Origin of the sequence: Streptomyces sp. NL15-2K, from assembly GCF_030551255.1 — a bacterium.
In the GTDB taxonomy this organism is placed as follows: Bacteria; Actinomycetota; Actinomycetes; order Streptomycetales; family Streptomycetaceae; genus Streptomyces.
Genome location: NZ_CP130630.1, coordinates 9,776,142 through 9,801,741, shown reverse-complemented (window position 1 = coordinate 9,801,741; position 25,600 = coordinate 9,776,142). Strand labels below are relative to the sequence as shown.

General features: G+C 69.1%; 20 protein-coding genes and 2 pseudogenes. 8 read left to right on the top strand and 14 right to left on the bottom strand.

Features of this window, described 5'->3' with window-relative positions:
• Nucleotides 1-187: 187 nt before the first annotated feature.
• Complete coding sequence (locus Q4V64_RS43630) at nt 188-934, top strand: hypothetical protein (protein ID WP_303714279.1); 747 nt, start codon at nt 188-190, stop codon at nt 932-934.
• Nucleotides 935-981: 47 nt separating this feature from the next.
• Here the strand turns inward: Q4V64_RS43630 and Q4V64_RS43625 are convergent, their stop codons facing one another.
• From Q4V64_RS43625 to Q4V64_RS43610, 5 genes and pseudogenes are all read right to left on the bottom strand, one after another.
• A complete protein-coding gene (locus Q4V64_RS43625; protein WP_303708624.1) occupies nt 982-2,559 on the bottom strand; it encodes an IS1182 family transposase in 1,578 nt (525 codons plus the stop codon).
• Nucleotides 2,560-3,478: 919 nt separating this feature from the next.
• Nucleotides 3,479-3,577 (bottom strand): annotated as a pseudogene (locus Q4V64_RS55670) (3-oxoadipate enol-lactone hydrolase); the annotation flags it as partial.
• 30 nt (nt 3,578-3,607) lie between these two features.
• The gene (locus Q4V64_RS43620) at nt 3,608-4,894 is read right to left on the bottom strand and encodes an HNH endonuclease (protein ID WP_253267270.1); all 1,287 of its coding nucleotides are present in this window, start codon (nt 4,892-4,894) and stop codon (nt 3,608-3,610) included.
• Nucleotides 4,895-6,014: 1,120 nt separating this feature from the next.
• Nucleotides 6,015-6,896 carry an aminoglycoside phosphotransferase family protein gene (locus Q4V64_RS43615; RefSeq protein WP_124443511.1) on the bottom strand — a complete coding sequence of 294 codons (882 nt, stop codon included), beginning with the start codon at nt 6,894-6,896 and terminating at the stop codon, nt 6,015-6,017.
• A complete protein-coding gene (locus tag Q4V64_RS43610) occupies nt 6,893-7,909 on the bottom strand; it encodes a hypothetical protein (protein ID WP_124443512.1) in 1,017 nt (338 codons plus the stop codon). The genes Q4V64_RS43615 and Q4V64_RS43610 overlap by 4 nt, the downstream gene beginning before the upstream one ends.
• A 57-nt stretch (nt 7,910-7,966) precedes the next feature.
• Here Q4V64_RS43610 and Q4V64_RS43605 point away from each other — a divergent pair, with 57 nt between their 5' ends.
• Nucleotides 7,967-9,241, top strand: a complete 1,275-nt coding sequence (locus Q4V64_RS43605) for an RNaseH domain-containing protein (RefSeq protein ID WP_253267288.1) — start codon at nt 7,967-7,969, stop codon at nt 9,239-9,241.
• A 659-nt stretch (nt 9,242-9,900) separates the two neighbouring features.
• On the opposite strand, the gene Q4V64_RS43600 is transcribed toward Q4V64_RS43605, so the two are convergent.
• The 4 genes from Q4V64_RS43600 to Q4V64_RS43585 all read right to left on the bottom strand — a co-directional run bounded on the left by Q4V64_RS43600 (nt 9,901) and on the right by Q4V64_RS43585 (nt 14,510).
• Nucleotides 9,901-10,824: a DUF5655 domain-containing protein gene (locus Q4V64_RS43600; protein ID WP_124443514.1), complete on the bottom strand. Its 924-nt coding sequence runs from the start codon at nt 10,822-10,824 to the stop codon at nt 9,901-9,903.
• 18 nt (nt 10,825-10,842) lie between these two features.
• Entirely contained in the window at nt 10,843-11,157 is a 315-nt protein-coding gene (locus tag Q4V64_RS43595; protein WP_306308379.1) for a class I SAM-dependent methyltransferase, read from the bottom strand.
• 222 nt (nt 11,158-11,379) lie between these two features.
• A complete protein-coding gene (locus tag Q4V64_RS43590; protein ID WP_253267271.1) occupies nt 11,380-11,700 on the bottom strand; it encodes a metal-sensitive transcriptional regulator in 321 nt (106 codons plus the stop codon).
• Nucleotides 11,697-14,510: a heavy metal translocating P-type ATPase gene (locus Q4V64_RS43585; RefSeq protein ID WP_124443515.1), complete on the bottom strand. Its 2,814-nt coding sequence runs from the start codon at nt 14,508-14,510 to the stop codon at nt 11,697-11,699. Before Q4V64_RS43585 ends, Q4V64_RS43590 begins: the two co-directional genes overlap by 4 nt.
• Nucleotides 14,511-14,721: 211 nt before the next feature.
• On the opposite strand from Q4V64_RS43585, the gene Q4V64_RS43580 reads away from it, so the two are divergent.
• From Q4V64_RS43580 to Q4V64_RS43570, 3 genes are all read left to right on the top strand, one after another.
• On the top strand, nt 14,722-14,985 hold the full coding sequence (locus Q4V64_RS43580) for an SHOCT domain-containing protein (protein ID WP_172629465.1): 264 nt from the start codon (nt 14,722-14,724) through the stop codon (nt 14,983-14,985).
• Nucleotides 14,986-15,028: 43 nt separating this feature from the next.
• Nucleotides 15,029-15,283, top strand: coding sequence for a DUF2933 domain-containing protein (locus Q4V64_RS43575; protein ID WP_216377678.1), 255 nt, complete (start codon nt 15,029-15,031; stop codon nt 15,281-15,283).
• An 809-nt stretch (nt 15,284-16,092) separates the two neighbouring features.
• Entirely contained in the window at nt 16,093-16,620 is a 528-nt protein-coding gene (locus Q4V64_RS43570; RefSeq protein ID WP_124443627.1) for a DUF6448 family protein, read from the top strand.
• A 305-nt stretch (nt 16,621-16,925) separates the two neighbouring features.
• On the opposite strand, the gene Q4V64_RS43565 is transcribed toward Q4V64_RS43570, so the two are convergent.
• From Q4V64_RS43565 to Q4V64_RS43550, 4 genes are all read right to left on the bottom strand, one after another.
• Nucleotides 16,926-17,396 carry a class I SAM-dependent methyltransferase gene (locus tag Q4V64_RS43565; RefSeq protein ID WP_253267272.1) on the bottom strand — a complete coding sequence of 157 codons (471 nt, stop codon included), beginning with the start codon at nt 17,394-17,396 and terminating at the stop codon, nt 16,926-16,928.
• A gap of 184 nt (nt 17,397-17,580) precedes the next feature.
• A complete protein-coding gene (locus Q4V64_RS43560; RefSeq protein WP_124443517.1) occupies nt 17,581-18,042 on the bottom strand; it encodes a cupredoxin domain-containing protein in 462 nt (153 codons plus the stop codon).
• A gap of 136 nt (nt 18,043-18,178) precedes the next feature.
• The gene (locus Q4V64_RS43555; protein ID WP_124443518.1) at nt 18,179-18,457 is read right to left on the bottom strand and encodes a hypothetical protein; all 279 of its coding nucleotides are present in this window, start codon (nt 18,455-18,457) and stop codon (nt 18,179-18,181) included.
• Nucleotides 18,454-19,230, bottom strand: coding sequence for a PspA/IM30 family protein (locus Q4V64_RS43550; RefSeq protein ID WP_124443519.1), 777 nt, complete (start codon nt 19,228-19,230; stop codon nt 18,454-18,456). Before Q4V64_RS43550 ends, Q4V64_RS43555 begins: the two co-directional genes overlap by 4 nt.
• A 204-nt stretch (nt 19,231-19,434) precedes the next feature.
• Here Q4V64_RS43550 and Q4V64_RS43545 point away from each other — a divergent pair, with 204 nt between their 5' ends.
• Both Q4V64_RS43545 and fdhF read left to right on the top strand, forming a co-directional pair.
• Nucleotides 19,435-21,120 carry an NAD(P)H-dependent oxidoreductase subunit E gene (locus Q4V64_RS43545; RefSeq protein WP_124443520.1) on the top strand — a complete coding sequence of 562 codons (1,686 nt, stop codon included), beginning with the start codon at nt 19,435-19,437 and terminating at the stop codon, nt 21,118-21,120.
• Nucleotides 21,117-23,804: a formate dehydrogenase subunit alpha gene (gene fdhF / locus Q4V64_RS43540; RefSeq protein WP_172629466.1), complete on the top strand. Its 2,688-nt coding sequence runs from the start codon at nt 21,117-21,119 to the stop codon at nt 23,802-23,804. Before Q4V64_RS43545 ends, fdhF begins: the two co-directional genes overlap by 4 nt.
• 95 nt (nt 23,805-23,899) lie before the next feature.
• Here the strand turns inward: fdhF and Q4V64_RS43535 are convergent.
• Nucleotides 23,900-24,127 (bottom strand): annotated as a pseudogene (locus tag Q4V64_RS43535) (hypothetical protein); the annotation flags it as partial.
• A gap of 264 nt (nt 24,128-24,391) precedes the next feature.
• Here Q4V64_RS43535 and Q4V64_RS43530 point away from each other — a divergent pair.
• Complete coding sequence (locus Q4V64_RS43530) at nt 24,392-25,564, top strand: MFS transporter (RefSeq protein ID WP_172629470.1); 1,173 nt, start codon at nt 24,392-24,394, stop codon at nt 25,562-25,564.
• Nucleotides 25,565-25,600: the final 36 nt, after the last annotated feature.

Below are 25,600 nucleotides of genomic sequence, written 5' to 3'. Positions count from 1 at the left end.
CCGGAAGGGCGGGCAGTGGAGCGTCGTCCTGACGAGCGCAGGCCAGCACTATCTGGCGCAGGGCACATACCCTCCCCCAGGGTCGCGCCCGCGGAAAGCCCAGGCCGCAGCTCCACAGCGCTCGGCAACCCGAACGCAGGACGCTCCGGCCGCCGGGCGAAAGCCAAGCACTCCTGGGCAGAATCGTGTGACGTTCACGGAGCATCTGCTGCAAGAGCTCGCGGACGCCGGCGGCCGGATCGTCAAGCCCGGCACCGGCCGTGACTCTGTGAACTGGCCATCCCGCATCGCCGCCGCCCGCAGATCGGGAAAGATCCCGAAAACCAAGGAACTGTACGGGGGCTGGTGCCGCGATGGATATGAGATCAAGCTCGTCGACATTCCCGCCTGGCGCCTTGCCGTCCTCGCCCCCGTCCCTGTCCCCTCCCGGCTCACTCGGCCGCACAGCGCGGTACGGGCCATGCAAAACGAACCCCGGCCGCTGGGCCTGACCCAGCCCGTCCAAGGACGTGCCCTCAGGCTCATCCAGGCACTGATCACCGCTGCCGAGTCCGAGGGACATTCCTGTGCGGCGGGACGGACAGGCTCTGCACCCGCGTCTCATCGCCGCCGCAGGGCATCTCCCCACTTCACCATCACCGCTCAAGGGATCACAGTGGGGTTCCTCGTCCTCCAGGAACAGGACCGGGCCGAGCACGTCGCGACCGAGCAGGAACTCGCCGAGGCCAAGAAGTACTCCTGGATCAGAATCCCCCGTTTCGACTACACCCCGTCCGAACGTCTCCGTTTGGTCCTCAACGGCGGCCAGCCACACCGGGCGAGCGAATGGGCCGACACCCCCGGCCGCCTCCTCGAAGACCAGCTCGCCGAGATCGCCCAAGAGGTCACACTCCGCGGTGAAGCCGCCGAACGCCGACGCCTAGAAGATCACTGAAAATCTTGTTGAGGGCTGTCCGGCCGTGGGCCGGGCGGCCCTTTTCGCTATGTGGTGGCCGGGGTGAGGTGCCAGGTGGTGCCGGTCCGGGTGAGTCCGAGGTTGATCAGTCGGCGGAGGTTGAGGGCGGCGGCGCGGTGGTGCAGCCAGAGGTTGTTGGCGATGACGCCGCGGTGCGGGACGCGTCGGTTGCCCTTGGCGACCAGCCAGGCGATGGCGCGTTCGACCGGGGGCCGCCATCTGCGGTATTCGGCCTGCCAGGCCGGGTCGGCGGCGTCTCGGCGGGCGGCGGTCAGCAGTTCATGCTGGGGGTGGATGTTGAGGGTGCGTCCGGTCTTGGATGTGGTGCAGCGCTCGCGCAGGGGGCAGCCGACGCAGAGGCGTTTGAACTGGGCGGTGCGGGCCCCGTCGGCTTTGATCTGGCCGAGGTTGGCGGTTCGTCCGGCTGGGCAGGTCGCGGTGCCGGCGGCTGGGTCGATGCGGAAGTCGTCGATGGTGAAGCCGTCGGGGATCACCTGCCGCAGCGGCGGTGGCTTGATGACCAGGGTGTGGCCCGCGGCCTGCAACTGTTCGCGCAGCTCGCCGGTGCCGTAGGCGGAGTCGCCGAGCACGGTTAACTCGCCGTCCTCCCCGTCCAGCAGATCACGGGCAACGGCCGCTTCGTGGTTGCCGGGACCATAGCCGCCGGTGACAGCGACGGCGGTGAACAGCCCGCTCTCCGGCTCGAAGGAGACGTGTCCTTTGAATCCGTCCTGGTGGCGGGTGCGGTTTTTGTGGATGTGCCGGGCGTCGGGATCGACGGTGGACACCGTCCGGTCGGGCGCGGTGCGCCGGGCGATGCGCCAGCGGCCATCGCGTCCGTCGGAGTCCTCGGCCGGTTCCACATCCTGCCCGGCGACCAGGGCCAGCAGGCCCATCGCGTTCGCGGCCTTCTCGCCCAGCTCACGATCGGGCAGGCGCCCGAGCAGGTTGAGGGCGTCGGTGACCAGCGCATCCACCAGCGCAGCGCGCGCCTGCTCGTCGTTCCAGGCGATCTTCGGTTTGCCCGGGTCGGTGTAGTCGTGCGCGCGGCAGTGCTCCGCGGCGGCCTCCTGGGCTCCAGGGACATCACGGATCACCCGGCGGATCGCGGAGACGATCTGGGTGACGGTGTCCTGGGTGGCCACCGCGTCATCGAGGACGGTGGAGTCCACAGCACGCCGCTGCTTGCCCTTGAGCACCCCGGTCGCGGCCACGACCTCCTTGACCTTGGTGAAAATCCGCATCGGCTCGGCCGAGTGGCGCAGCCGGCGCCTGAAGTACGTCAGCAGCGACGGATCGAACGCCATGTCGTACAAGCCCAGCCCACAGGCCGCTTTCCACCGCAGATCACACCGCAGTTCCTGGACCGTCTCGAAGTCCGACAGCCCCTGCAGGCTCTGCAGCACCACGGTGGCGGCCAGGACCTGCGGCGGCAGACTCGGACGGCCGTTGGACGACGGGTACATGTCCGCGAACATCGACGGCGGGAACAGTGCCTCCCGGTGCTCGGCCAGAAACGCAAATACGCTCCCGGCCGGGATCAACTCCCGGCAGGTCTCCCACACATCCGGCCCGACCATCTCCCCGGCCCATTCCCCCTGCATGCCTACAAGACTGACCCCGGCCCTACCGGGCCGGGGCCAGAACCCGCAACATTTTCAGTGATCTTCTAGACGAACTCGAGGCAGCGCGCCAGAAGCGCATCCGCTGGGAAGCAGCCATGGATAGGGCGCGCGCCCAATACGCCGAGGCGTACCGTGTCAGGCACTTCGAAGCGCAGGAAGCGGCATGGCGTCACGCGACCCGACTGGCCGAATACGTGAGCGCCGCACGCAGACGAGTCGAGACACTGCCCCCAGGCCAGACCAGAACCGAAGCCGAGGCATGGATCACCTGGGCAGTAGCCACCGCCGAGCGCCTCGACCCACTGAACACGCCACCTCGGATGCCCGACATCCCCGAACCACGAGCCGACGACCTGAAGCCCTTTCTCGGACACTGGAGCCCCTATGGCCCCTGACACAAAACCTGTCTGGGGCCCCACCCAGCCTCACGGAACGACATCACGCGAAGCATCGACGGCGGCCACTACGTGACTCACCCACGGGCATCCGGCATACCGCTTGGCCTGCCCGAGCAGGACACAGCGCATCAACCCTCCAGCCGACAGAGCCCGCCCAGTTGCCTGGCGGGCCACGTCGTCTGTCATGGCTGCGATCGCAAATTCAGCGTCCCCGAGAACAGCGCTGGAAGACAAACTGCATGACGAGCCGACCGCGTCACGCGTGCACGCACAGTCAACTTCACGGTGATGCCTCACCGGAGCGCTCCGGTCAGGCTTCGTCTCACGGCTCTGGGCAGAGGCCCGCCAAGGATGCCCCCCGGCGGGGCCTCGGTCTATCACCGGCCCTGTCACACGTCTGTCACCAACTACGCCGACGCCACCGGACCGCAAAGCCCTGACCTGCTACAACGCACACACCATGGACTGGCGCGGACGCCCATAGACGGTCTTTACAACCTGTGCCATGTGGTACCCAGGGAGGGACCCAGGATCAGGACCGGAGCCTCTTCTGGCCCGTCAAAGCGGTATTGCAGGGTGTTCGGTGGTGTCTCGCTCACCCGTCAAACCCTCTCACGTATCACGAAATCTCACACGGCCGGGGGAACCCGACGGCTCTTGACCCTCTCGGCGCGGCACGTCCGGCACTGCCGGAACCCTCGGGGATCCAGATACGAGTTCTCCGGTGTGTACGCGTGGCCGCTTGGACAGTGCGTCCTCCTGGCTCGCGCGCTCTCCCAGTCCCTGCGCCGCAGAGCTTCCTCCTTTGGCACGGCTTCCAGGTGGTCCGGGTTGCAGCAAAGCGTAAAGTGCCGTCCCCAAGGATCGGCATGACGCACCTGGAAACCCTCGGGAATCTCACCGACCAGCAACCTGAACACCACACGGTGAACAAGTTGTGTCTTTCCCTCGTAGGAGACTTGGCCGTAGCCTGACTGCCCCTTCCCGTTGCAGCTACCGGTCCACAGCCAGCAGGCGGTCTCCGGGTCCACCTCGATCTTGCTGGCTATACGCCTGGGCAAGTCGCCCGGCTGGTAGACCGCCTGGCTCACGCTTGCCCCTCCGTTGCACTCCCGTGCAGCCCATCCCGCATTGTGGCGGCTTCGCGAAGATCCTCGACGTCCGGCTTCACGTACCACTTCTTGGTGGTCTTCACATTCGTGTGTCCGGCCCACCGCGCAAGGATGTGATCCGGCGTCGACGTCTTCCCACCGGAGTCCGCAGACTTCAGCCGGACGTAGACCCATGAGGGACAGCAGGAGCGGAGCGTAGAGCCGTTCACCCCTGACGCCCTGCACGAACGCCTGAACCTCCTGGACGTTCCAGGGCTTCACCTCCTCCTTCTTCTTCCGTTCCTCCTTGCGCGCCCTTCGCGGAATGGTCACGTGCTGGGACACGTTCATCGTCACCAGCCGACGCGTCACGGCTCGATTGAGAGCGTCCTTCAGTCGAGCAAGGCTCATGTCCACGCTGGTCACTCCGAGTGGAGTTCCGGCTTTTCCACCGCGTACGCGCCCGTGCTTCAGAGCCCAGTGCATCCACCCTTCTATGTCCTCTTCAGTGAGCTCCTGAAGACGTATGTTGCCCAACTTCCCCCGCACCCGGTCCAGGGTGATGCGGTAGTTGTAAATGGTGGTCTCTTCCAAGTCGTCAGCCTTCATGGCCAGCCACTGGTCGAGCCACTCATTCACGGTGAGCTTATTTGGCGGTGCGAGCGTCCCTTCCTGGTGACGGTTGGTGATGCGGGCGTACTCGGCCTTCGCTTCCTTCAGCGTGCCGAATGTACGGGTTAGTTGCTTGCGCCTTCCGGTGGCGGGGTCGATGCCTATATCGACCACGAACCGGTACCGGATCTGCCCCTTCGCGTTCGGTGGCAACTTCCTGATCGGATCGGACAGGATTACTCACTCTCCTTCAGGCCATGAAAATTCCACATTGACGGAGGGCCGCAACGCTTCAGGGAAGGGACGCCGCGGCCATCAAGGCACCAGCAGACGGTGCCGTTCTCTACGGGTTTGCGGCGCCTTTTACTGCATCCGCTACTGCTCCACCGCCAAGTGCAGCCGCATGCGAACGCACTCAAATGGTCGTCACGATTGCCGGTTTGGCTAACCGGCGATCGTGGTCTATGTTTCGGGCCCGCACAGGCAATCTTGTTAGTGGACGAGGCTCAGGAGACCAGCCAGTACGACCGGAGACGGGGCGTCGCTCCATCCGTCACGAGCACCAAGAGCGCATCGCGGTGGGCCGGTCGAGGTTTGCCTGCCGCGACGCGCTCGGGAGCACCGGCGGCCCAGGCGACGTGGTCGGATTGCGGCTCCAGGTCTGAGAGCGGCCTTCGGCAGGTGACCTCCTTGGATCGGGGACTCGGCGCGGAGGCCGAGGAGCATGAACTGAGGTACCGGCTGCCGTCATGGTCGACCTGTCTCTTGGTCGGCCCGGAAGCCCGAACCCCTTGCTGACCTGGTATTTTCCGAGACGTTGTACGTTGACATGGTCCCGGAGCAGGTTCCAGCCCTTCAGCGCTCTTTCTCGTCTGCCGTGGGCGAATCAAGGCTGCAAGGAGCCGCACACGGCCGATGGCCGGCAAGCGACCCTCTCGGCTCGCTGGCTGATCGGTGCTGTCGCGGGGAGACCCTTCCTGCAGTCAGCCGGACGATTAGAGTGATCGGCAAAGAGCTGCTCGGCTGATGTAGTGAAGGGTGAGTTGGGGCGCATGAACGGGGGCCCACAGGGATCGGCAATTGCATCGTGGCACGCCGGCTGGGCTCGGGTGGCATGGGCGAGGTCTATCTCGCCTACCCCCCTCGTGAGGTCGCCGGTGTCACTGAACAGGTTCAGTCCTCCCCGCCCCGGGTCCCCTCCAGCTCCGTAATGGACTCGGCCAGCGTAGCCACGGCGGCGGCGTCGATCTCGCTCTGACGGATGTAGGCGAGGCGCCACTTGAAGCGGTCGACGACGCTGCTGGTGACTCCTACGCCTGGCTGAGCGCGGGCACTACATGATCCCTTTCCAACGCCAGGGTCGCGGTTCTGCACGGCCACGCAGGCAGTCGACGCGGTACTGAGCCTCTGCCCGCCACTCAGGGCGCGTGGCCGCGTGCTGGGCCGCGAAGGTGGTCATGCGCAACTCACGAGCCCCGGCGAGGAGCTCGTAACCCTCCCACTCGGTGACGTCCGTTCCATACGCCTCGCAGAACTCGGCGTACTCGGCCTCGGTGACCGCCCCGGTCGTCGTCAGCTTGACCGCCGTAGAGACCAGATCCCACTCGGGCGGCCCGACAGAGGCTCGCTCGAAGTCGAGCAGTACTGGTCCCTCTGGCGTGCGTGCGACGTTGCCGACCCACGCGTCGCCGTGCACAACGCACTCGGGCAGGCCGGCGGGCCGACGCTCCCACTGCTCGCAGAGTTCCGCATGCCGACCACGTAGCCAGGCGCGATCATCTTCCGGAAGCGACGTGGCTGCCTCGATTCGCTCGACGACCCGCACAAACGGGTCCAGCCGGTCGAGGGGGAGGTCTGGGACCGGCAGCGGGTGGAGTTGCTTCAGCAGTGTGACGACGTCCATGACGGCGCCGATCTCATGCGGCGGAAGCTCAACCCAGAAGGTCACAGGGCGGCCCCCGGCCTCGATGGGCTGCTCGTGCGGCAGCGCGCGGACGGCCGGCACTCCGTTGTCGGCGAGCCACCGGGCCACGAGCACCTCACGCACCGCGGCTTTCCACTGGCCGGCGCGGGCGATGCGAATGATCACCTCGCCAGGCAGGCGCCAGATCTCGTTCTCGGCGATGCGCACGGGCTCGGCGCCAGCGGGGTCGAAGCCTGCGAGGGCACAGGCTGCTTCCAGTACGGCACGGGCGGGGACAGCCGAGATCGTCATGCCTGCAAGGTAGTCGTGATTCGCTGGCGGAGGTGTGCCGCCTCCTCCAGCGTGCGGTGCTGGCCGGCGAGTCGGCGGAGTTCCTTGAGGTCGTCGGCTGCCCTCCGTGAGGTGAGCTGGCCGACGTCGTTGAGAGCCTGGTGACCAATGTGGATTGCCTGCATCGGGTCGCCCTTCGCCATGACCAGTGACGCCAGCTTTGTAGCCGAGATCGCGCGCGAGCGGGCGTACTCATCGCTGTGTCCGGCGACCGCCGTCGTGAATCGCTGCGCTGCCCGTCCGGGGTCCTGGTCGGCATGCATGGCCAGGTCCCAGAGCGCATGTGCCGTGTCGCCGTGGTGCTGCGCGTCGTCGTAGTAGCCCATCCAAAGCGGATCCTCGGCAGGGTTCGAGTGGGCGAAGGCATCGTCAGCTGCACCGACTGCGGCCAAGGTGCCCTGTACGTCGTGCATCTTCCCGAACGCCCGGGCGCGAGCGCTGTGCAGCATGGCTTGGATGGTCGGAGTGAGCCGGTCAGAACGGACGAGGCCCTTCTCCGCGTACGTCAGCCCCTCATCCGGGTCGCCGAGCCACGTCGCCTGACGGGACAGGAAGGAGAAGGTCTTTGCGCGCAGCCACCAGTCGCCGGCCTCCTCCGCGCACTCGGATGCGATCTTGAACGCTACCCGGGCGTCATCGTGGGCGTAGGCGTCGAAGTGAGTTGCGCCGACCACGATGCCCAGCCGCGCGACACCGCCGAGGATTTCCGGGCGCAGCGGGGCCGGACAGTCGACGGACAGCAGCCGAACGGCCCATTCCATGCTGCGGCTGGCGAAGTCGCCGAGCATGCCGCCTCCGCCCTGGGCGTTGTCCCAACGGTGGATGCCGTCGGCGATAAGGCGCAGCTCTTGAAGCTCCTTCGGTCGAATGCGCTTCGGGAGCTCGGGCGGTGCCGTCGGGGCTACGAGTCGGGCAAGGTCTATCGGGGCGATAGCGGCGAGGCTGGTGGCAGCCAGGAAGGCGCGTCGGTCCACGGGCGGCAGGCTTCCGGGTAGCGGGGCTGAGGTCTCTGTGCCCAGCATGCGGCCTTGATGGACCTGAATGGTCCCCTCCACCGCGCCCCTTCGTGCTCTATCCGCTTCGCGCCGCTTATTATCCGCATCGCCTACGAAGCCAGCGAGGCCGAACGCACCACGCGAATCACCCGTGCATTCCCCCGCCTTGCCCACCCCATCGCCTGCATCGTGGAGATGGAAGGCGCGGCCTACTTCTCCCGCACACACCAACGCGACCCCAAGCCGCTCTTCAAGAAAGCCCTCCCGAGCCTGCGCCGCAACGTCCAATGCCTACGCCCCATCCCGCCGGCCAACCCCAATCCCAGCAAAGCAGCCCTCGCCAAGCGCTTTCCCGGCACCGACTTCGCGACCACCGACATCGAGCGGGCCACCGCCGCTCTCCGGGACGCCCTCCGCCAGGCCGGTCACCTACCCAAACTCCCCGCCCCACCCAGCGTCGAAGGCCCTTTCGAACTGATCACCGTGTGGCTCGCCCCCGCAGGCGAACGGATGCTCGTGCCCATGCTGATCCGTCAGCACACCCACGAGGAGCCCACGGCACAGCTCATGACGACAACCGGCAGTCCTGCCGAGCACCCCATGCCACTGACCGCCCTGCCAGAAGCCCTCGTGGCCGGCCGCGGACGCGTGCCCCGTACCGCTCGCGCAGCCCTCGCCGAATTCCTCACCAACGCCCTGTCGCTCGACTCCACCACCAACCGCCTGCTGCTCGTACGCCGCGCCCGGACGAGCGACAAAGACATCTGGCCCTGGCTACAAGACAGCCGTATCACCTTCGACCAGCTCGTGCTGCCGGGCATCGACCTCACGGCCCCCAACGCCGACCCAGTCCACCGCAAGCCCGGCGACCACCCGGGCCTGCGCATCATCCGGCTACGCGAGCGCAGCGACCGCTCTGCAGTGCCCAGAGCCTTCGGCGTCACCCAGGAATTGGCCAGCGCCGACGACGACACCGACAACCTGATTCCCGTCACCCGGCACGGACGATTCTCCGGCCTGGTCGAAGTCGGGGAACGCTCCTTCTGGGGCATCAACCCGCGCCCCGATCAGAACCAGACCCCTCTCACGCTCACCAAGCTCGACCCGGCCCAGACCGCCAACCGGACCTGGACCTGCTCCAACCCCAGCTCCCTGGAGATCGTGCCCGCCTTCCTCCAGGACGGCGACAACCCAGCCGACTGGGCCATGTACGTCCACGCTCAACGACGCCTCCACGCGCACACCTCCATCGCCACCACCTGGCCAGCCATCGTCCACCTCGCCGAACTGATGGAGGAATACATCCTGTGAAGAGCCCGGACGGGCACGCCGGTCTCGGCCACACCCCAGCCGTGCACCGAGGGACCACCGCAGCGAAACGCCTGCGGCCACGCCAGTCTCTCGGTGGTGCTGCGGGCGACCTCCGGCGCGACCAAGGGGCGCATGCCACCCCAACGGTTGAGGGCGATCAGCTCCTGCGCATAGCCCCCGGCCAGGCAGGACAAGTACCACCCGGTGTGTCCGACCGCTCCTGGCCCGCGACCTTCTCGAGGACCTGCTGTTCGGCATCCACGCCTGCTGGCTCATCTTCGAGGAGCACGCCAAACTGCCGGACCGCGAGGAGGAATGGGACGAGGCCGACGACGACGCCTGGCAGGCCGAACAGCAAGACACCTTCGTCGACCTTGTGCGTACGGCAGCTACAGCCAAAACACAACCGCCTCCTGTGAGCACGATCGGCGGGCCCCGCCGCACAGCCGCCCCCTCTGGTCGTGATCACGAGAAGCCGAGGTGCCACTGCCGAAGGAGGGCGGAATGTAGCTGCGGATGCCCGGTTGGCCAAACCGGGCATCCTCCGCATCATTGATGATCCACCGCCACTACCTGCCCAGACGTCGGAAGGCATCGCCACCACAACATCCACAGCCACGCTGTCGCGCGCTCATCCGTTTCACAGACGCACGAGACGGCTACCCCGCCGCGTAGCTCACGCGGAAGAGGCTCACAGCCCGCTCCACGTCCCGCTCGGAGCGCAACTGCACCTCCAGGTCGCCCGTGCCATGGTGACCGAGCCCCGTCACGTCCCGGGTGAAGCCGGGTATGAGGTCGACCTCCCTCGGATCGGCCTTGAGATAGACGAGGAGCTTGGTCTTCTGTGGCGGGCAGACGCAGGCGAAGTTCCGCAGCCGCTGATACGCGCGGTACTGCTTGCGCTGCACCCGGCTGACGCCGTCACCGAGGCTGAGCAATACCTCGTCGACCGCCTCCGCCAGCTCCGCCAGCGCCCCTCCGTGCCCGCGGACAGGCGGCAGCACGGCCGCGCGCCGGCGAACTCGCCCGGCGGCCGACGTCCTTCCACTGACAGATGCCACGGTCTCAAGACCAAGGAGGTCCTGACCGAAGAAGCGGTAGCGAACCAAGTCGATGCTCCGTCGATGCTCGCGTACGGCGTGGACGTCGTAGCGGGTGAAGTCGCCGGCGACGCAGATCAGCCTGGGTGCACTCCACAGCACCGGGGCCGCGGTCGTGGCCCCGAGCCGGTCGCGGACCAGGTGCTGGAACTCGGCCCGGTGATCCATCAACCAGCCGAGGTAGAACAGCCCCTGGTTGATGACGCCAGAGTCCACACCTCGCTTGTATTCGACGACCACCGGAGCTCCGTTCTCGTCGAGGCCCAGCGAGTCGATCCGGCCACCGTGGACCGGGCCGGTGCTGTACTCGCTTGCCAGGAACCGGACCCCGAACAACTTCTCCATGTTGCCCTCGACGATGCTCTGCACATCGGCCTCGGCATCAGCAAGACGCGGCGCGACGTCAGTCACGCCGCCATTCGTGTTGTAGAGCTTCAGGTCCGAAACCGCCCCTCCCGTGCAGCCAGTGTGGCCGACACTCAACAGCAGGGGCTGTCGGATTTATTTCCGAGTACTCCGCAGTCTGGTTCCGGGGATTCCAGCGAGGCCCCCGACCTGCTGCAGTGCCGGGGTGACGGCTGCCATCCCAACCGGGACACCGAAGCAGCCATCCGCGCTGCCGGATTCACGCGGCTCTCCCCCGGGCCGCAGGACGCGGGCGATCTCCGTCAGCACACCGGGCACGTCGGCGACCGAGCAGAGCACGAGGGAGGCGAAAGCGGCGTCGAAGTCGCCCCTACTGCCGGGCAGTTCGGCTGCCTCACCCACAACAACCGTGACCCGCACCGGTGCCGAGGGCGCCGCCTGCTTGGCCACGGTGCGCAGGGTGTCCTCGGGTTCGAGGGGGCGACCACCTCGGTCACCGTGTCCGGATAGTGACCGAAATTCCGACCCTGCCCGGAGCCCACCTCCAGCACCCGTCCGGTCAGTCCGGCGAGTAGCCGGTCGTCGCACCGCCGCGCCGGTCGAACTCGGCGGCGATCTTCAGATACTGGCGGGCGAAGCGCGAGTGTTGCAGTCCCTTGCGGCCGGTGGTGGTCATGCGCCCTCCACCTCGAACTTCTCCTCGGCGTGGGCGGGGTCGGTACGGGCGGCGTCGGTGACGCAGCCGCGGACGCGGTCGTCGAGGAAGCCCATGTGCGACTTCCTGCAGGGCGCGGGGGGGGCGGCGCTGATCTGGGTGAGGACGTCCATGCAATAGCGGTCGTCGGTGATCGTGCGGGAGATGCCGCGGATCTGGCCCTCGATCTTGTGCAGGCGGGCGAGGTGGTCGGCCTTGGAGTCGGCGTATCCCGGTGCTGGATGTGTGGTTCGTGGGCTTGGCGGTGGGAGGTGTGGGATGGCGGGGGTAGCGGTCACCGGTGTTCGCCTCCTTCACGCGTCCCGCCGGATCCGGAGCCGGTGTAGCGCTGTGGGTCGGCGTCGAAGGCGGCGGCGCAGTGGGCGGAGCAGAAATAGTAGGTGCCTGTGCCGGTGTTCCGGGACTGCGCTGCGGACGCCTTGTCGATGCTCATGCCGCAGACGGGGTCCGTGACCGCGCTGCCGTCGGCGTGATGCTCATGGGCGTGGTCATGCGGGGCGGGCTGGTGTTCGGTGGCGGCGGTGCCGCCGGCTGGGGAACGGTCGGTGGCGGATTCGACGCGGGGCTGGACGCGCGCGGGCTGGGCGCCCGACAGCGGCTGGGTGTGCCAGCGGCGCAGCCGGGAGGCGTTGGTGACCACCGACAGGGAGCTGAGCGCCATGGCGGCCGCGGCGATGATCGGGCTCAGGCGCAGCCCCCACACCGGGTAGAGGGCGCCTGCGGCGAGGGGGACACCGACAGCGTTGTAGACGAGGGCGAAGAACAGGTTCTGCCGGATGTTGCGCATCGTGGACCGCGACAGCCGGATGGCGGTGACGACGCCGCTCAGCGAGCCGGAGATCAGGGTGATGTCGGCGGCCTCGATGGCCACGTCGGTGCCGGTCCCGATGGCGAGGCCGACGTCGGCTGCGGCCAGAGCGGGCGCGTCGTTGATGCCGTCGCCGACCATGCCGACCGTGCGGCCCTCGCCCTGCAGGCGGCGGATCTCGTCGGCCTTGTGCTCGGGCAGCACCTCGGCCAGCACCCGGCCGATGCCGACCTGGGCGGCGATCGCCGCGGCGGTGCGGGCGGTGTCCCCGGTGAGCATGACGACCTCGACACCCAGGCGCTGCAGGGCGGCGATGGCGGCAGCGGAATCGTCCTTGACGGTGTCCGCCACAGCGAGCACGCCGGCGGGCCGTTGGTCGACCGCGGCAAGAACAGGTGTCTTGCCTGCGGCCGAGAGGTCGGCCGCGACGGGGTCCAGTGCGCTGGTGCCGATGCCGACGTCGCCCAGCAGCCGGGCGGTGCCGACCAGGACGGCGTGCCCGTCGACGGTGGCCTGGACACCCTTGCCAGTGACCGAATCGAAGCCGGTCGCCGCGGGCCACGCCAGCCCGCGCTCGCGGACGCCGGTGACGATGGCCTGCGCGAGGGGGTGTTCACTGTCGGCTTCGGCCGCCGCCACGAGCCGCAGCAGCTCGGTCTCGTCGATGCCGTCGGCTGTGTGGATGTCGGTCAGGACCGGTTTGCCCTCGGTGACGGTGCCGGTCTTGTCCAGCACGACGGTGTCCAGCTTGTGTGCGGTCTCCAGGGCTTCGGCGGAGCGGATCAAGATGCCGGCCTGGGCGCCCTTGCCCGTTCCGACCATCACCGACAGCGGGGTCGCCAGTCCCAGGGCGCACGGGCAGGCGATGATCAGCACGGCGACCGCGGAGACGAGGGCCAGGGTCAGCGCGGGGGACGGACCGAGGGTGAACCAGACGGCGAAGGTGCCGATCGCGACGGCGATCACGGCCGGCACGAAGTAGGCCGAGACCGCGTCGGCGAGCCGCTGGATGGGGGCCTTGGACGCCTGCGCCTGCTGCACCAGGCGGATGATCTGGGCGAGCATCGTGTCCGCGCCGACCTTGGCCGCACGAACCCGCAGGGAGCCGGTGCCGTTGACGGTCGCGCCGATGACCGTATCCCCGGTGTGCTTGGTGACTGGCATGGGCTCACCGGTGACCATCGACTCGTCCACCGCGGAGGAGCCGGAGAGCACCTCGGCGTCGACGGGGATCTTCTCTCCGGGCCGGATGACGATCTCATCTCCAATGGCCACGTCTTCTACCGGGATCTCGGTTTCGGTGCCGTTCCGTATGACACGGGCGGTGCGGGCCTGAAGGCCCAGCATGGCCCGGATCGCCTCGCCAGTTCCGGCCTTGGCGCGGGCCTCCAGCAGGCGGCCGAGCAGGATCAGGGTGAGGATGACGCCGACGGCCTCGAAGTAGACCTCGCGCACGTCTTCCGGCAGCAGGCCCGGGGCGAGAGTGACCAGCAGGCTGTAACCGTAGGCGGCACTCGTCCCCAGGGTGATCAGGCTGTTCATGTCCGCGGCGCGGTGACGCAGGGTCAGCCAGCCCGTCACATGTATCGGCCACCCGGTGTAGAACATCACCGGCGTGATCAGCGCCAGCTGCAGCCAGTGGTTCAGCATCCAGCCGGGCACCCAGTCCGCGCCGAACAGCTCGTACGCCATCACGACGAACAGCACCGGGGCGGTCAGTACCGCGCCCACCGCTACCCTGCGGGCCAGGTCCTTGATCTCCGCCTGCCGCTCGGCGGCGTCCGCTGCCTCCTCCTCGGCCGCCGTCCGCTCCTCTCCCCCGGGCGGACCTTCGGCCGCCGGAGCCTCAGGCGTGGTGCCGGTGTCGTGGCCGTCGGAGGGCGGCGGCGGGCCTGCGGAGCCGTCGGCGGGTTCGACGAGGAGCGTGCCGTGGATCATGTTCATGCCGCAAGCGAAGCCGAAGGAGCCCGGCCGGTCCGGGTTCAGCCGCACGGTCGTGCGGGTGTGTGCCGGCAGCCCGGCCCCGACCTTCAGGTCGGGGAAGACCACGCGGGAGGTGCACTCACCTGCTTCCTGCCTGTCGAAGACCAGCTCCACCGGCGTGCCCTCACGGACTCTGATCAGGTCGGGGCTGTAGCCGCCCCGCACCGTGACCTCCACCCGCTGCACCCCGCCCTCGACCCGGGCGGCGCCGGCCCGGCGCGGCCCGAAGAAGAACCAGCCCAGCCCGGCGACCAACAGCACGGCGGCCAGGATTACCACGACATCGAGGGCACCCATGAGCTGCTCGCCTCCCTGGAAGTTCACTCTCCAGCCTGCGCTCGGGTACCCCTGCAGGGTAGGGGCTGAACGGCCCACAGGTCCTGGACCGTCCGGCCCAAGAGCGCCACCTATACAGGGGAACAATGGAGGTGAGGGCAGCAGCCCGCCCCAGACGACGGGCTCCGCGCCCGTACCAGTCGCCGAAACAAGCTGAAGCAGGTGAGTGGCGATGATGTTCTGGTACGACCACGATGTCAGCGGCTGGGGCTGGTTCGGGATGTCGGTCGGCATGGTCCTGTTCTGGGCGCTGATCATCACAGCCCTTGTCCTGGTCTTCCGTGCCGCCAACCGGCCCCACGAACACACCCACACCCCCGCCGCACCCACACCTGAGCAAATCCTCGGCGAGCGGTTCGCCCGCGGGGAGATCGACGAAGAGGAGTACCAGCGCCGACTGAACGCCCTGCACGCCGGCCCTCTCACCAAATCCTGAACACCCCCCTGTGGTCTTGGCCCTCCGCTGGCGGAGGCCCGTGATGAACGAGAAGCGCAACTACGGCATGTACGCCCTCGCCGCCGCGATCGTCGTGGTCGGCGCCCTGATCGTCGGCGCGTCGCTGGAAAGCCTGGCCTGGCTCGCCCTCGTCGCAGCCTGCCCACTGATGATGTTCTTCATGATGCGCAGCATGCATGGCAAGGACATGCACGGCGGACACGATCAGCACCGCGACGACCAGGACGAGGGCCCGCTGCGCAAGTACGACCACCACGCCGGGCCTGGGCGGCCCTGACCGCCCCGGCCACGGATAGGGGGTGAGTGCCAGCCGCCGTGATCGCATCGATCGACTTCTGCTGCAACGGCCCACCATCCCGACCCTGATCATGTTTCCGGTCGTGGGTGTACGTACATCTGCGGCTGGCCCACAGCGACGAATGCGAGGTCGCGTCCCGGTTCGGTGAGCAGTGAACCGCCTACGCGGCCCGGACACCGGCGTTCTGACCGAAGATGCGTCATCGGATACGCCCGCACGGCCGGGTGCCCGGCTACGTCCGAGGACCAAAGCAGCCCGATCACGCGGAGGTGAGCGCGATGACGGCGCTGACCTGGATCCTGACCGCCATCGGCCTCGTGACCGTCACGGTCTGCGCGGCCCGGGTGCACCGCCAGGGCGGCCCCGTACCAGGTACGACCCTGGCCCCCTACCGGTTGCTGGTGTGCTCGCCTTGCCTGCGCTCCTGCTCGACGACGCGCCAGCCGCGGCCTGGGGACTGTGGGGCACCACCACCCGCCGCCGCCCTGACTTGGGCCGTTGCCGAGACCTTGCGCGATGTGCCCGCTCGGGCTCGGCATACGGCCCGGAGGCCACCATGACCCGCGACGTGGCCAGGCCGCCGCAGGCCGAAACAGCCTCCGCCGCAGCAGCCCCGGCCTCTGCGGCGACCGCCCCAGGCGTGGTGCTCCAGGCGTCAGGCATCGCCGACCGAGCACACGCCGTACGCAGACTTACCCGCCCAGGCGAGGGCCGCTACGGCAACCCTCTCTCCCCGTCGCGCCTGACGGGTCGATGATGGAGATAAGCCGCGAAACAGGTGATTGGCGATGCCACCGCACTGTGATTCTCTCGACGGTCCCGTCGTCACGGCCGCGCGCAAAGCCCTGGAGGAGAGGGATATCGACCAGGTCCTGCCCTACCTGCCTGAAGAAGGGGAACGAGAAGTCCGTGAGGCGTTCGAGCTCACCGCCAAAGCACGGACGCTCGGCCAGGAGGCGCAGGAAGTGGCCGACCGCTGGTTCTTCGAGACGGTCGTCCGCGTACACCGATCCGGAGAAGGCGCTCCCTTCACGGGATTGAAGCCAGCCGGGCTCAACGTCGGACCGGTCATCCCGGCTGCTGAGCGTGCCCTCGACGCCGACTCCGCGGACGAACTGACCGGGATACTCTGCGGGATCGTCCGTGAACAGGTGGAAGAGCGTCACGGCCGCGCCATGGCACTCAAGGAGCATGCCACTGAGGGAGTGGCTGCCGCCCGCGCATATGTGGAGGCCAGTCTTGGCCTGCAGGTGTGGGCGCACCACCTGTACAAACAGGCGATCGCCGTCCCGGATCCACCAACCCGGCGCTCATAAGGAAACGAACAGTTTGGCCGCCCGCCGTGTAAACCCCGGCGCAGGCGAGCGGCCGTGTGCTCCTTCTTCTCCTTGATCACCAACCGGATGCTGTGCCCTGCGGGGACATAGGGCGCATGAGCGGTTTCACCCGCATAACTCCCGGCCGATCCCAGTCCAGATGCACGGTCAGCCCTTCACCGCCCGGTAGTCCTTGATCTGTTCGATTTCATGGGCCAAGCCGTCGTAGTCGCTGAGATGACAGAGGCGTGAGCCAAGCTCCCGGCTTCTGGACCAGGAGCGCGGGCACAGCGTCATGGTGTGCCTCATCCTGGTTCGCGCTGAGCTGTGCCGAGGATGTGGGTGGCGGCGGGCGAGGGCAAGCGGGTGTCGGGGAAGGAAAATGTCTCCACCTCGGTGAGGCGGAACCCAGCTGCGGTGATGGCGGCCTGGGTGTCGCGGCCGACGTGGCAGCCGCCCATGAGCAGGGGCCAGACGGTCGCGTCCAGCGCCCGCTGTACGCGCCGCATCGCGGCCGAGTCGGCGCGTACGTGCTCGAGGAAGCGGAGTTGTCCGCCCGGCCGCAGCACGCGGTGGAGTTCGGCGAGAGCTGCGTGTGGGTCGGCGACCGAGCACAGGGTCAGGCAGAGGACGGCCGCGTCGAAAGAGGCGTCCTCGGCGGGCAGTTGCTCGGCCCGGCCGTCCACCACCTCCACGGGAACGGCAACGGAGCGGGCGCTCCGCACGGACCATTCACGCAGGTGGGGCTCGGGTTCCACCGCAAGGAGTCGGGTCACTGTGCCCGGGTAGTGGCGGATGAGCTGGACCGGCGACCTTGCTGTAAAAGCGCGCGAAGACTGGGCGCGAGGGGATGGGTGGCCTCGTCTGCTGGGGCATGGCTTGTCACCCACTCCTCTCTACGGGGCTCCACGTTCCGCGGGGCAGGGTCTCGGCCCAGCGTGCGGGCTCCCCCACTTGGGTTCAGCCCACGGTGAGGGTGCCCTTCATGTTCGGGTGGATGGTGCACATGTAGGAGTAACTGCCGGATGCGGACGGTGCGGTGAAGGTGGCATTTGTGTCGCCTGCGATTCTGCCGGTGCCGAACGTCCTGTCCCCGGTGGCGGTCACGGTGTGCGGATCGGAGTCGCGGTTCACGCCGGTGATCTTCGTTCCGGGGCCCACACGAAGGTCCGCCGGACTGAAGGCGAAGTTCTCGATCACGATGCGCGCCGCGGCTGGGCCGGCACTGCTCTCGACGCGTGGGGCACTGGTGGTGGCTGGGCCATTGCCATTGCCGTCATTCGAGCAGCTGACCAGAGCGAGCAGGGCCGATGCTCCCCCAGGGCCACAGCGGTGCGGGTCCAGTTCAGTGGGGTGGATGTCATGCGGACGGGCCTTTCGGGCGGGGACTGCGAAAAGTCGGCCGCGGGTCGGCCGTTGCATTCACGTTCACTCTTTCTTGCAGTGCTTGGGCGGCTCGTAGGCGAGGACCATGCGCAGAGGGCCGAGGGTGGAGTGAGGGCTGCGCCGATCAGGACGGGGTGGCGCCGGAGCCGGACCGGACCGGGCATGCGCCCAGTTACCCCGGGATGAGGCCCTCGTCGGAGAGCAGCTCCCGCACCCGTGTGAGGCTGGTGTCCGCATCCGGTAGCACGAGATCGGACGGCGTGATCGTCTCGTCCGGCAGGGGTGTGCCGAGGCTACGCACCGCGTCCAGAAGGGCCGACAGGGCGGCGGCGAACGCCGTCTCGTCGGCCGCGTCGGCGGCCGACTGCAAGGTGGCATCCAGTTCGTTGAGCCGGGGGAGGTGTTCGTCGGTGATCTCGTACTGGCCCTCACCGAGAATCCGCATGATCATGATGTCGCCTCCTGGTCCGGCGGGCCCTGCTCGGCGCTCTTGCCTTCTACGGCCGGCGGGGTTGCGGACGCCGGGAGCTGGGCCTTCATCCGGGCCAATTCCTTGTCCACGTCCTGGTCCGCGGTGACGCGCTCGAGTTCGGCCTGGATGTCGTCGCGGCCGGCGGGGAGGGTGGCGTCCTCCAGGGCGCCGGAGGCGAGCAGTTCGTCCAGTGCTCCGGCGCGGGCCTGCAGCTGTTCGGTCTTGTCCTCGGCACGCTGCATGGCAAGGCCGACATCGCCCATCTCCTCGCCGATGCCGGTGACGGCCTCGGTGATGCGGGTCTGGGCTTCGGCGGCGGTGTAGCGGGCCTTGATGGCCTCCTTGCTCGTACGGAAGGTGTCCACCTTCGTCTGCAGGCGCCGTGCGGCAAGGGTGAGTTTCTCCTCCTCGGCCTGCAGCGAAGCGTGCTGGGTCTGCAGGTCCGTGACCTGGGAGGCCACGCCGGTGCGCCGGCTCAGGGCTTCGCGGGCGAGGTCCTCTCGTCCGGCGGCCAGTGCCTTCTGGGCCTGTCCTTCCAGCTTGCCGCCGGACTGCTGCAGCTGGTTGATCTGTACCTCGACGCGTTTGCGGCTGGTGGCCACGTCCGCCACACCACGTCGAACCTTCTGCAGCATTTCCTGCTGCTGGGTATAGGAGTAGTCCAGTACCTCGCGCGGGTCTTCAGCCCGGTCCAGGGCCTTGTTCGCCTTGGTCCGGAACAGGGTGGCCATGCGGTGGGCGATGGAGGTCATAGCGGCCTGCCTCCTCTCGATCGGTGAGGAATCAGCCGGTCCGTACGACATCAGCGGGGACACCTCCAGGCTCCGGCGGCGTGGTCCGGGCCGCAACCTCGGTCCTTGCGTCCCAGCTCTGGTCAGCAGGTGCTCGATGCCGACGTCCGGCCAGGCCACGGTCCCCCAGCTGCGGTCTCGTGCGCCTTCCTCCACGATGAATGCATGGCGCTCGTCCATTCCGCACACACTTTCGACGCTTTCCGGGCGCTGGCGGACCGGCGTGGCCGGCCTGGAGAAAGGTTGGTGGAGTCGCTGGCCAAGGCCAGGGCCACGACGGGGGACGGCCCCGAGGTCTGGGCGTCGGCTGTCGCCGCCCGCGTCGGCCTGCCTGCTGCCGCCGCGCTGGGACCTGCCAGTTACTACGCGGACCTCGCCGCCCCGCACGGCGACCGTCATGTCCGGGTATGCACCGCGACAGCGTGCTTCGCGGCCGGGGGCGGAGGGCACCTCGCGGAGGTGGAGCGGGAGCTGGGCGTCGCCGCACACACCGCCTCACCATGCGGTGACGTGTCGCTGCAGGCTGTCCGATGTCTGGGCTACTGCTACGCGGGGCCCGCCGCCCTTGACGGCGACACGCCCTGTACCGGTGCGTCCCTCTCCGCTCAGCTCGCCGGGCGGGAGCCACCGCGGGCGCCGGAGATCCCGGTGGCCGATGACACCGATGACCCGGTCCTGCTGAGCGGTGTGCTCGCCGGTGAGCCGGCGTGGCAGGTGTGGTCGAGGACGGTGTCGTCCGGCACTCCGGACGAGGTTCACCGGGAGGTGGCGGCGTCCGGGCTGCGTGGGCGTGGCGGCGCCGGATTCCGCGTGGCGGCGAAGTGGGAGGCGGCCGGCCGAGCACCCGGGACCGTGGTCGTCGCCAACGGCGACGAAGGCGATCCGGGTTCGTACGCCGACAGGCTGCTGATGGAGGCCGACCCTGGGCGCGTGCTGGAGGGTCTGGCCCTGGCCTGTTTCGCGTGCGGGGCCCGTCAGGGCGTGGTGTTGGTGCGCTCCGAATATCCGGCCGCTCTGGCACGGATGAGGGAAGCGGTGCGCCAGGCGTACGCCGACGGCCATCTCGGACCGTCGGTCCACGGGACGGCCATCTCCCTGGACATCCACATCGTCGAGGGCGCCGGCTCCTACGTCGCCGGTGAGGAGACCGCGCTCATCGCGGGGTTGGAGGGCGGTCGCGGATGCGCCCGGCCACGTCCGCCGTACCCGACCGAGCGTGGGCTGTGGGACGCGCCGACCGTCGTCAACAACGTGGAGACCCTGGCGGCCGTCCCGTGGATCGTCCGGCACGGCGGCCAGGCGTACGCCCGGCACGGCACGTCCGAGGAGACGGGGACCAAGCTGGTCTGTCTCTCGGAGCGGTTCGCACGGCCTGGTTGCTACGAGGTCGAGCTCGGCACACCGGTGCGGCGGATCGTCACCGAGCTGGGAGGCGGTCTGAAGGACGGCGCCGAGCTGATGGCTCTCCAGGTCGGCGGGCCGCTGGGCGGCTTCCTCGCTGCCGACGCGCTGGACGTGCCGCTGTCGGAGGCAGGGCTGTCAGCCCGGGGCGCCGCCCTCGGCCACGCCGGTCTCGTCGCCTTCGACGAGCGTGTGGCAGCGGAGGAAGTGCTGCGTCACGTTTGGGAGTTCGCCGCGGCGGAGAGCTGCGGCGCGTGCTCGCCCTGCCGTGTCGGCTCGCGCCGTGGCCTGGAGTGGGCGTCCTCCGACACGCCGCCGGGCCGGGAGTGGGAGCGGCTGTCGCGTGTTCTGGCCGAGGCGAGCCTGTGTGCCTTCGGACGGCGGATCCCCCCTGCCGTGCACAGCCTCGCCCGCGCCTACGGGGACCGACTGGCGGGATGGGGATCATGAACGGAATCACTGTCGAGGTCGACGGCACCGGCGTCGAGGTACCCGAGGAGTCGTCGCTCCTCACAGCGGTGCGGGCGGCCGGGATCGAGCTGCCCGCGCTGTGCTCCGACGACCGGCTCAGTCCCGCCGGGTCATGCCGTACGTGTCTCGTACGGGCTGGGGGGCGCATCGCGGCGGCCTGTGTCACTCCGGCCTCACCCGGCATGCGCGTGGATACCAGAGGCGACGAGGTTGTGCGGCTGCGCCGGGACGCGGTGGAGGTCATCGTCTCCCCACTGCCGCCCCGGGCCCTCGCCGACGACAGTCCCAGCGAACTGGCCCATGTCTGCCGGTCGCTGGGCATCGGCCCCGAGGCGGCGCAGGGCGCCGGAGGCCGGGGCGGGGACGAGTCCCACCCGTACGTCCACTTGGACCGGGACCTGTGCATCGCCTGCGGCCGGTGCGTGCGGATGTGCTCCGAGTTGCAGGGCACCTTTGCCCTCACCCTGGTCGGCAGAGGCGGCGACACCGTCGTGGCCCCCGGCACCGGCGGGCCCTGGGCCGAGTCGGACTGCGTGGCCTGCGGCGGCTGCGTGGACACCTGCCCCACGGGGGCGATCACCCAGCCGGGACCGGCGCGGGGACTCACCTCGGCGTTCCACCCCGCTCAGGCCCGGACGCGCACCACATGCGGCTACTGCGGCGTGGGCTGCACCCTCGACGTGATCGCACAGGACGGTGAGGTCACGGCGGTGCTGCCCGCCCGGGACGGCCCGGTCAATCGCGGCCACGCGTGCGTGAAGGGCCGCTTCTCCCACGGATTCCGCACCTCACCGGAACGGCTCACCCGGCCCCTGCTGCGACGCGACGGCGTGCTGGAGCCGGTCGGCTGGGACGAGGCACTGGCCCACGTCGCCCGGGGACTGCGGGCCGCCGTCGACGTCGGCGGCCCGGACTCCGTGGCGGCGATCTCCTCGGCCCGCGCCACCAACGAGGAGAACTACCTCGTACAGAAGTTCATGCGGGTCGTCATCGGAACCAACAACGTCGACAACTGCTCCCGCCTCTGCCACTCCCCCTCCGCCGCCGGCCTCAGCGCTTCCTTCGGGCTCTCCGGCGGCACCGACACCTTCGACGACGTGGAGCGGGCCGACTGCCTGCTGGTGGTCGGGGCCAATCCCGTCGAGGCCCACCCGGTGGTCGGAGCTCGGCTGCTGAGGCGGGTCCTCCACGGGGCCAGGCTGGTCGTCGCCGACCCGCGTGCCGTGGGCCTCGCCCTGCACGCCGATGTGCATCTGCGTCCGCGTCCCGGCACCAACGTGGCGCTCTTCCACGGGCTCGCCCATGTCCTGCTCGCCGAAGGGCTGGCCGACGAGGCGTTCCTGCGCGAACGCGCCACCGGACTCCCGGAGCTGACCGAACTGCTGGCCGACTACCCGCCGGACCGGGTCGCGGACCTCACCGGCGTGCCGGCCCCGGACCTGGTCGCCGCCGCCCGCCTCTACGGCAGCGCCGAGCAGCCGGCCATCGTCTACGGCCTGGGCGTGACCGAGCACCTCCACGGCACCGACGGGGTACGGTCCCTGGCCAACCTGGCGATCCTGCGCGGCGCCGTGGGCACCGACCGGGGGTACGGGGTCAACCCCCTGCGCGGCCAGAACAACGTCCAGGGCGCCTCCGACATGGGCGCCCTGCCCGACCTGCTGCCCGGGTACGGAAAGGTGACCGACCCGGCCGTCCGCGCGCGGGCCGAGGACGTCTGGGGCGTACCGGTCCCAAGGCGGCCCGGCCTGCGGATCCCGGACATGTTCGCCGCCGCACGAGCCGGGGATCTGCGGGCGCTGTGGGTCATCGGCGAGGACGTCTGCGCCACCGACCCCGACGCGAACCAGGTCGTCCATGCCCTGGACGCCTGCCCGCTCGTCGTCTGCAACGAACTGTTCCTGTCCGAGACGGCCCAGCACGCCGACGTCGTACTGCCGGTTGCCTCCTGGTTGGAGAAGGACGGGACCTTCGTCAACTTCGACCGCCGGTTCCAGCGCGTCCGCCCCGCCGTGCCCCCACCGGGACAGGCCCGCACCGACTTCGACGCCCTTCGGGCCGTCGCCGAAGCCATGGGAGTCGACCTGGCCTGCGCGACTCCCGCCGACGCCCTCGCCGAGTGTGGCCGGCTCGCGCCCGTCTTCGCCGGGCTCTCGCACGACCGACTGGACCGCGAGGGCTCCGTGCCATGGCCCTGTCCCGCCCCCGACCGGCCGGGAGAAGCCAAGCTGTACACCGAGCACTTCGCCACACCGGACGGCCGGGCCCACCTGGCCACCGCCCCCTATCTCCCCCCGGGCGAACGACCCGACGACGACTATCCGCTGGTCCTGGTCACCGGGCGGCGCTGGGCTCACTACAACTCCGGAAGCATGACGCGGCGCGGCGGCAACCTCGCGCTCGACCCGGTTGACTTCCTTGACCTCCACCCCGACGACGCCGGACGGTACGACGTGCGCGATGGCGAGCAGGTAACGGTGGAGAGCCGACACGGCCGAGCCCGGCTCATCGCTCGTGTCGGTGACCAGACAGCCCCCGGCCAGGTCTTCTGCTCCTTCCACTTCCCCGCGAGCGGAGTGAACCGCCTCACCTCCGACGTGGCAGATACCGTCACCTCCTGCCCCGAGTACAAGGTCACGGCGGTCCGCGTGGCTGTGTCGTAATGGCGGCAGGACTGGGGTTGCTCGTGCTCTGCGTGGCCGGCCGCCTCCGTCCGCCGCCGGGCCCCACCGCAGAGTCGCGTGCCGCAGCGGCCGCGAGCCTCGTCCCACGAGACCCGTTCATGGCCGCCCTTGCCTCTCGCCCACTGGTAGCGGCGGCACTCCGTATGGTCTGGGGCCGACGTCGGCGCCGGGTCGCCCAGCCGCACCGTGTCCTCCCGGTACACCTCCACCAGGACTCCGCGTGCATAGGGAAAGCCCACACGCGTCGGCGATGACACATACCAGGAGAAGGCAAGCCCTTGCGGGCAGTCGCGCGGCTCGTATCCCGCTGTCCGCCACAACCGTCACCTCCCTGCTTTGGGAGAGCTTGAGGGACACCCGCACCGCAAAATTTCCTTTATGTGCCAATTTCTACTGGTCCGGAGAAGCAGAGTGTCCCGCGGCCACAACAGCAGCCGCACCGAGTACGGGAAGGTGAGGGGCTGTACGCCCCTGGCCCGCGGCCATACAGCCCCTCACCCATTTCGTGCGTCGCCGGTGTTCGTAGAGAGGAAGAGCCGGTGAGCCGGTTCACGCAGTCGGCGCGGATGCTGGCTCTGGCCACGGCCGGGTTCATGACCGGCTTCTGGGCGTGGGCTCTTCTGGGACCGCTCGGCCCGACGCTCCGCGAGGACCTGGGCCTCAGCTCGTTCCAGCAGTCCCTGGTGGTGGCCGTGCCGGTCCTGGTCGGCTCGCTGGGCCGGATCCCGGTCGGAGCCCTGACCGACCGCGTCGGCGCCCACCGGATGTTTCCCCTCGTCACCGCCCTGACCGTCCTGCCCGTGCTCTACCTGGGCCATCTGGCCGACTCCCTGGCCGAGTTCCTCATCGGCGGCTTCTTCCTCGGGTTGGGCGGCACCACGTTCGCCGTCGGCGTCCCGTTCGTCAACGCCTGGTACCCGCCCGAGCGGCGCGGCCTGGCGCTCGGCATCTTCGGCATCGGAACCGGGGGAACCGCCATCTCGGCGTTCACCACCGTGCAGCTGGCCGATGCCGTCGACCGGAGTTTTCCCTTCACCCTCGTCGCAGGCATCCTGGCCGTCTACGCCGTCACCGCCCACTTCCTCCTGCGCGACCAGCCCGAACGCGCCATCCCGGCCGGCTCGCTCCTCGCGCGCACCACCGCCACCATGCGGATGCCCACCGCCTGGCAGCTGGCCTTCCTCTACGCCATGGCCTTCGGCGGGTTCGTGGCCTTCAGCGTCTACCTGCCCACCTACCTCACCACCGCCTACGATCTCGGGCGCTCCGACGCCGCCCTGCGCACCGCCGGCTTCGTGGTCCTCGCGGTCGCCGCGCGCCCGGTGGGCGGCTGGCTCTCCGACCGGCTCCACCCCGTCCCCGTGCTCATCGGGGCGTACGCCGCCATCGCCGGACTCGCCCTCCTCGCCTCCCTCGAACTCGCGCTGATCCCGCTCGGCACACTGGCCTTCCTCGGCATGGCCGCAGCCCTGGGAACCGCCTCGGGTGCCGTGTTCGCCCTGGTCGCCCGCCTCGTGCCCACCGACCAGGTCGGATCGGTCACCGGCCTCGTCGGCGCCGCCGGCGGACTGGGCGGCTTCTTCCCACCCCTGGTCATGGGCGCGGTATACAGCATCGCCGACGACTACACCTGGGGATACCTGCTCCTGGCCCTCACCGCTGCCGCCACCTGTGCTTTCACCGCGACCGTGGTCCGGCGCCATGCCCTGCGCCCGGATGTACGCGGGCGAGGCGCATGACTCCTTCCGACAGCACCCGGGCAGTCGTGACCGAAG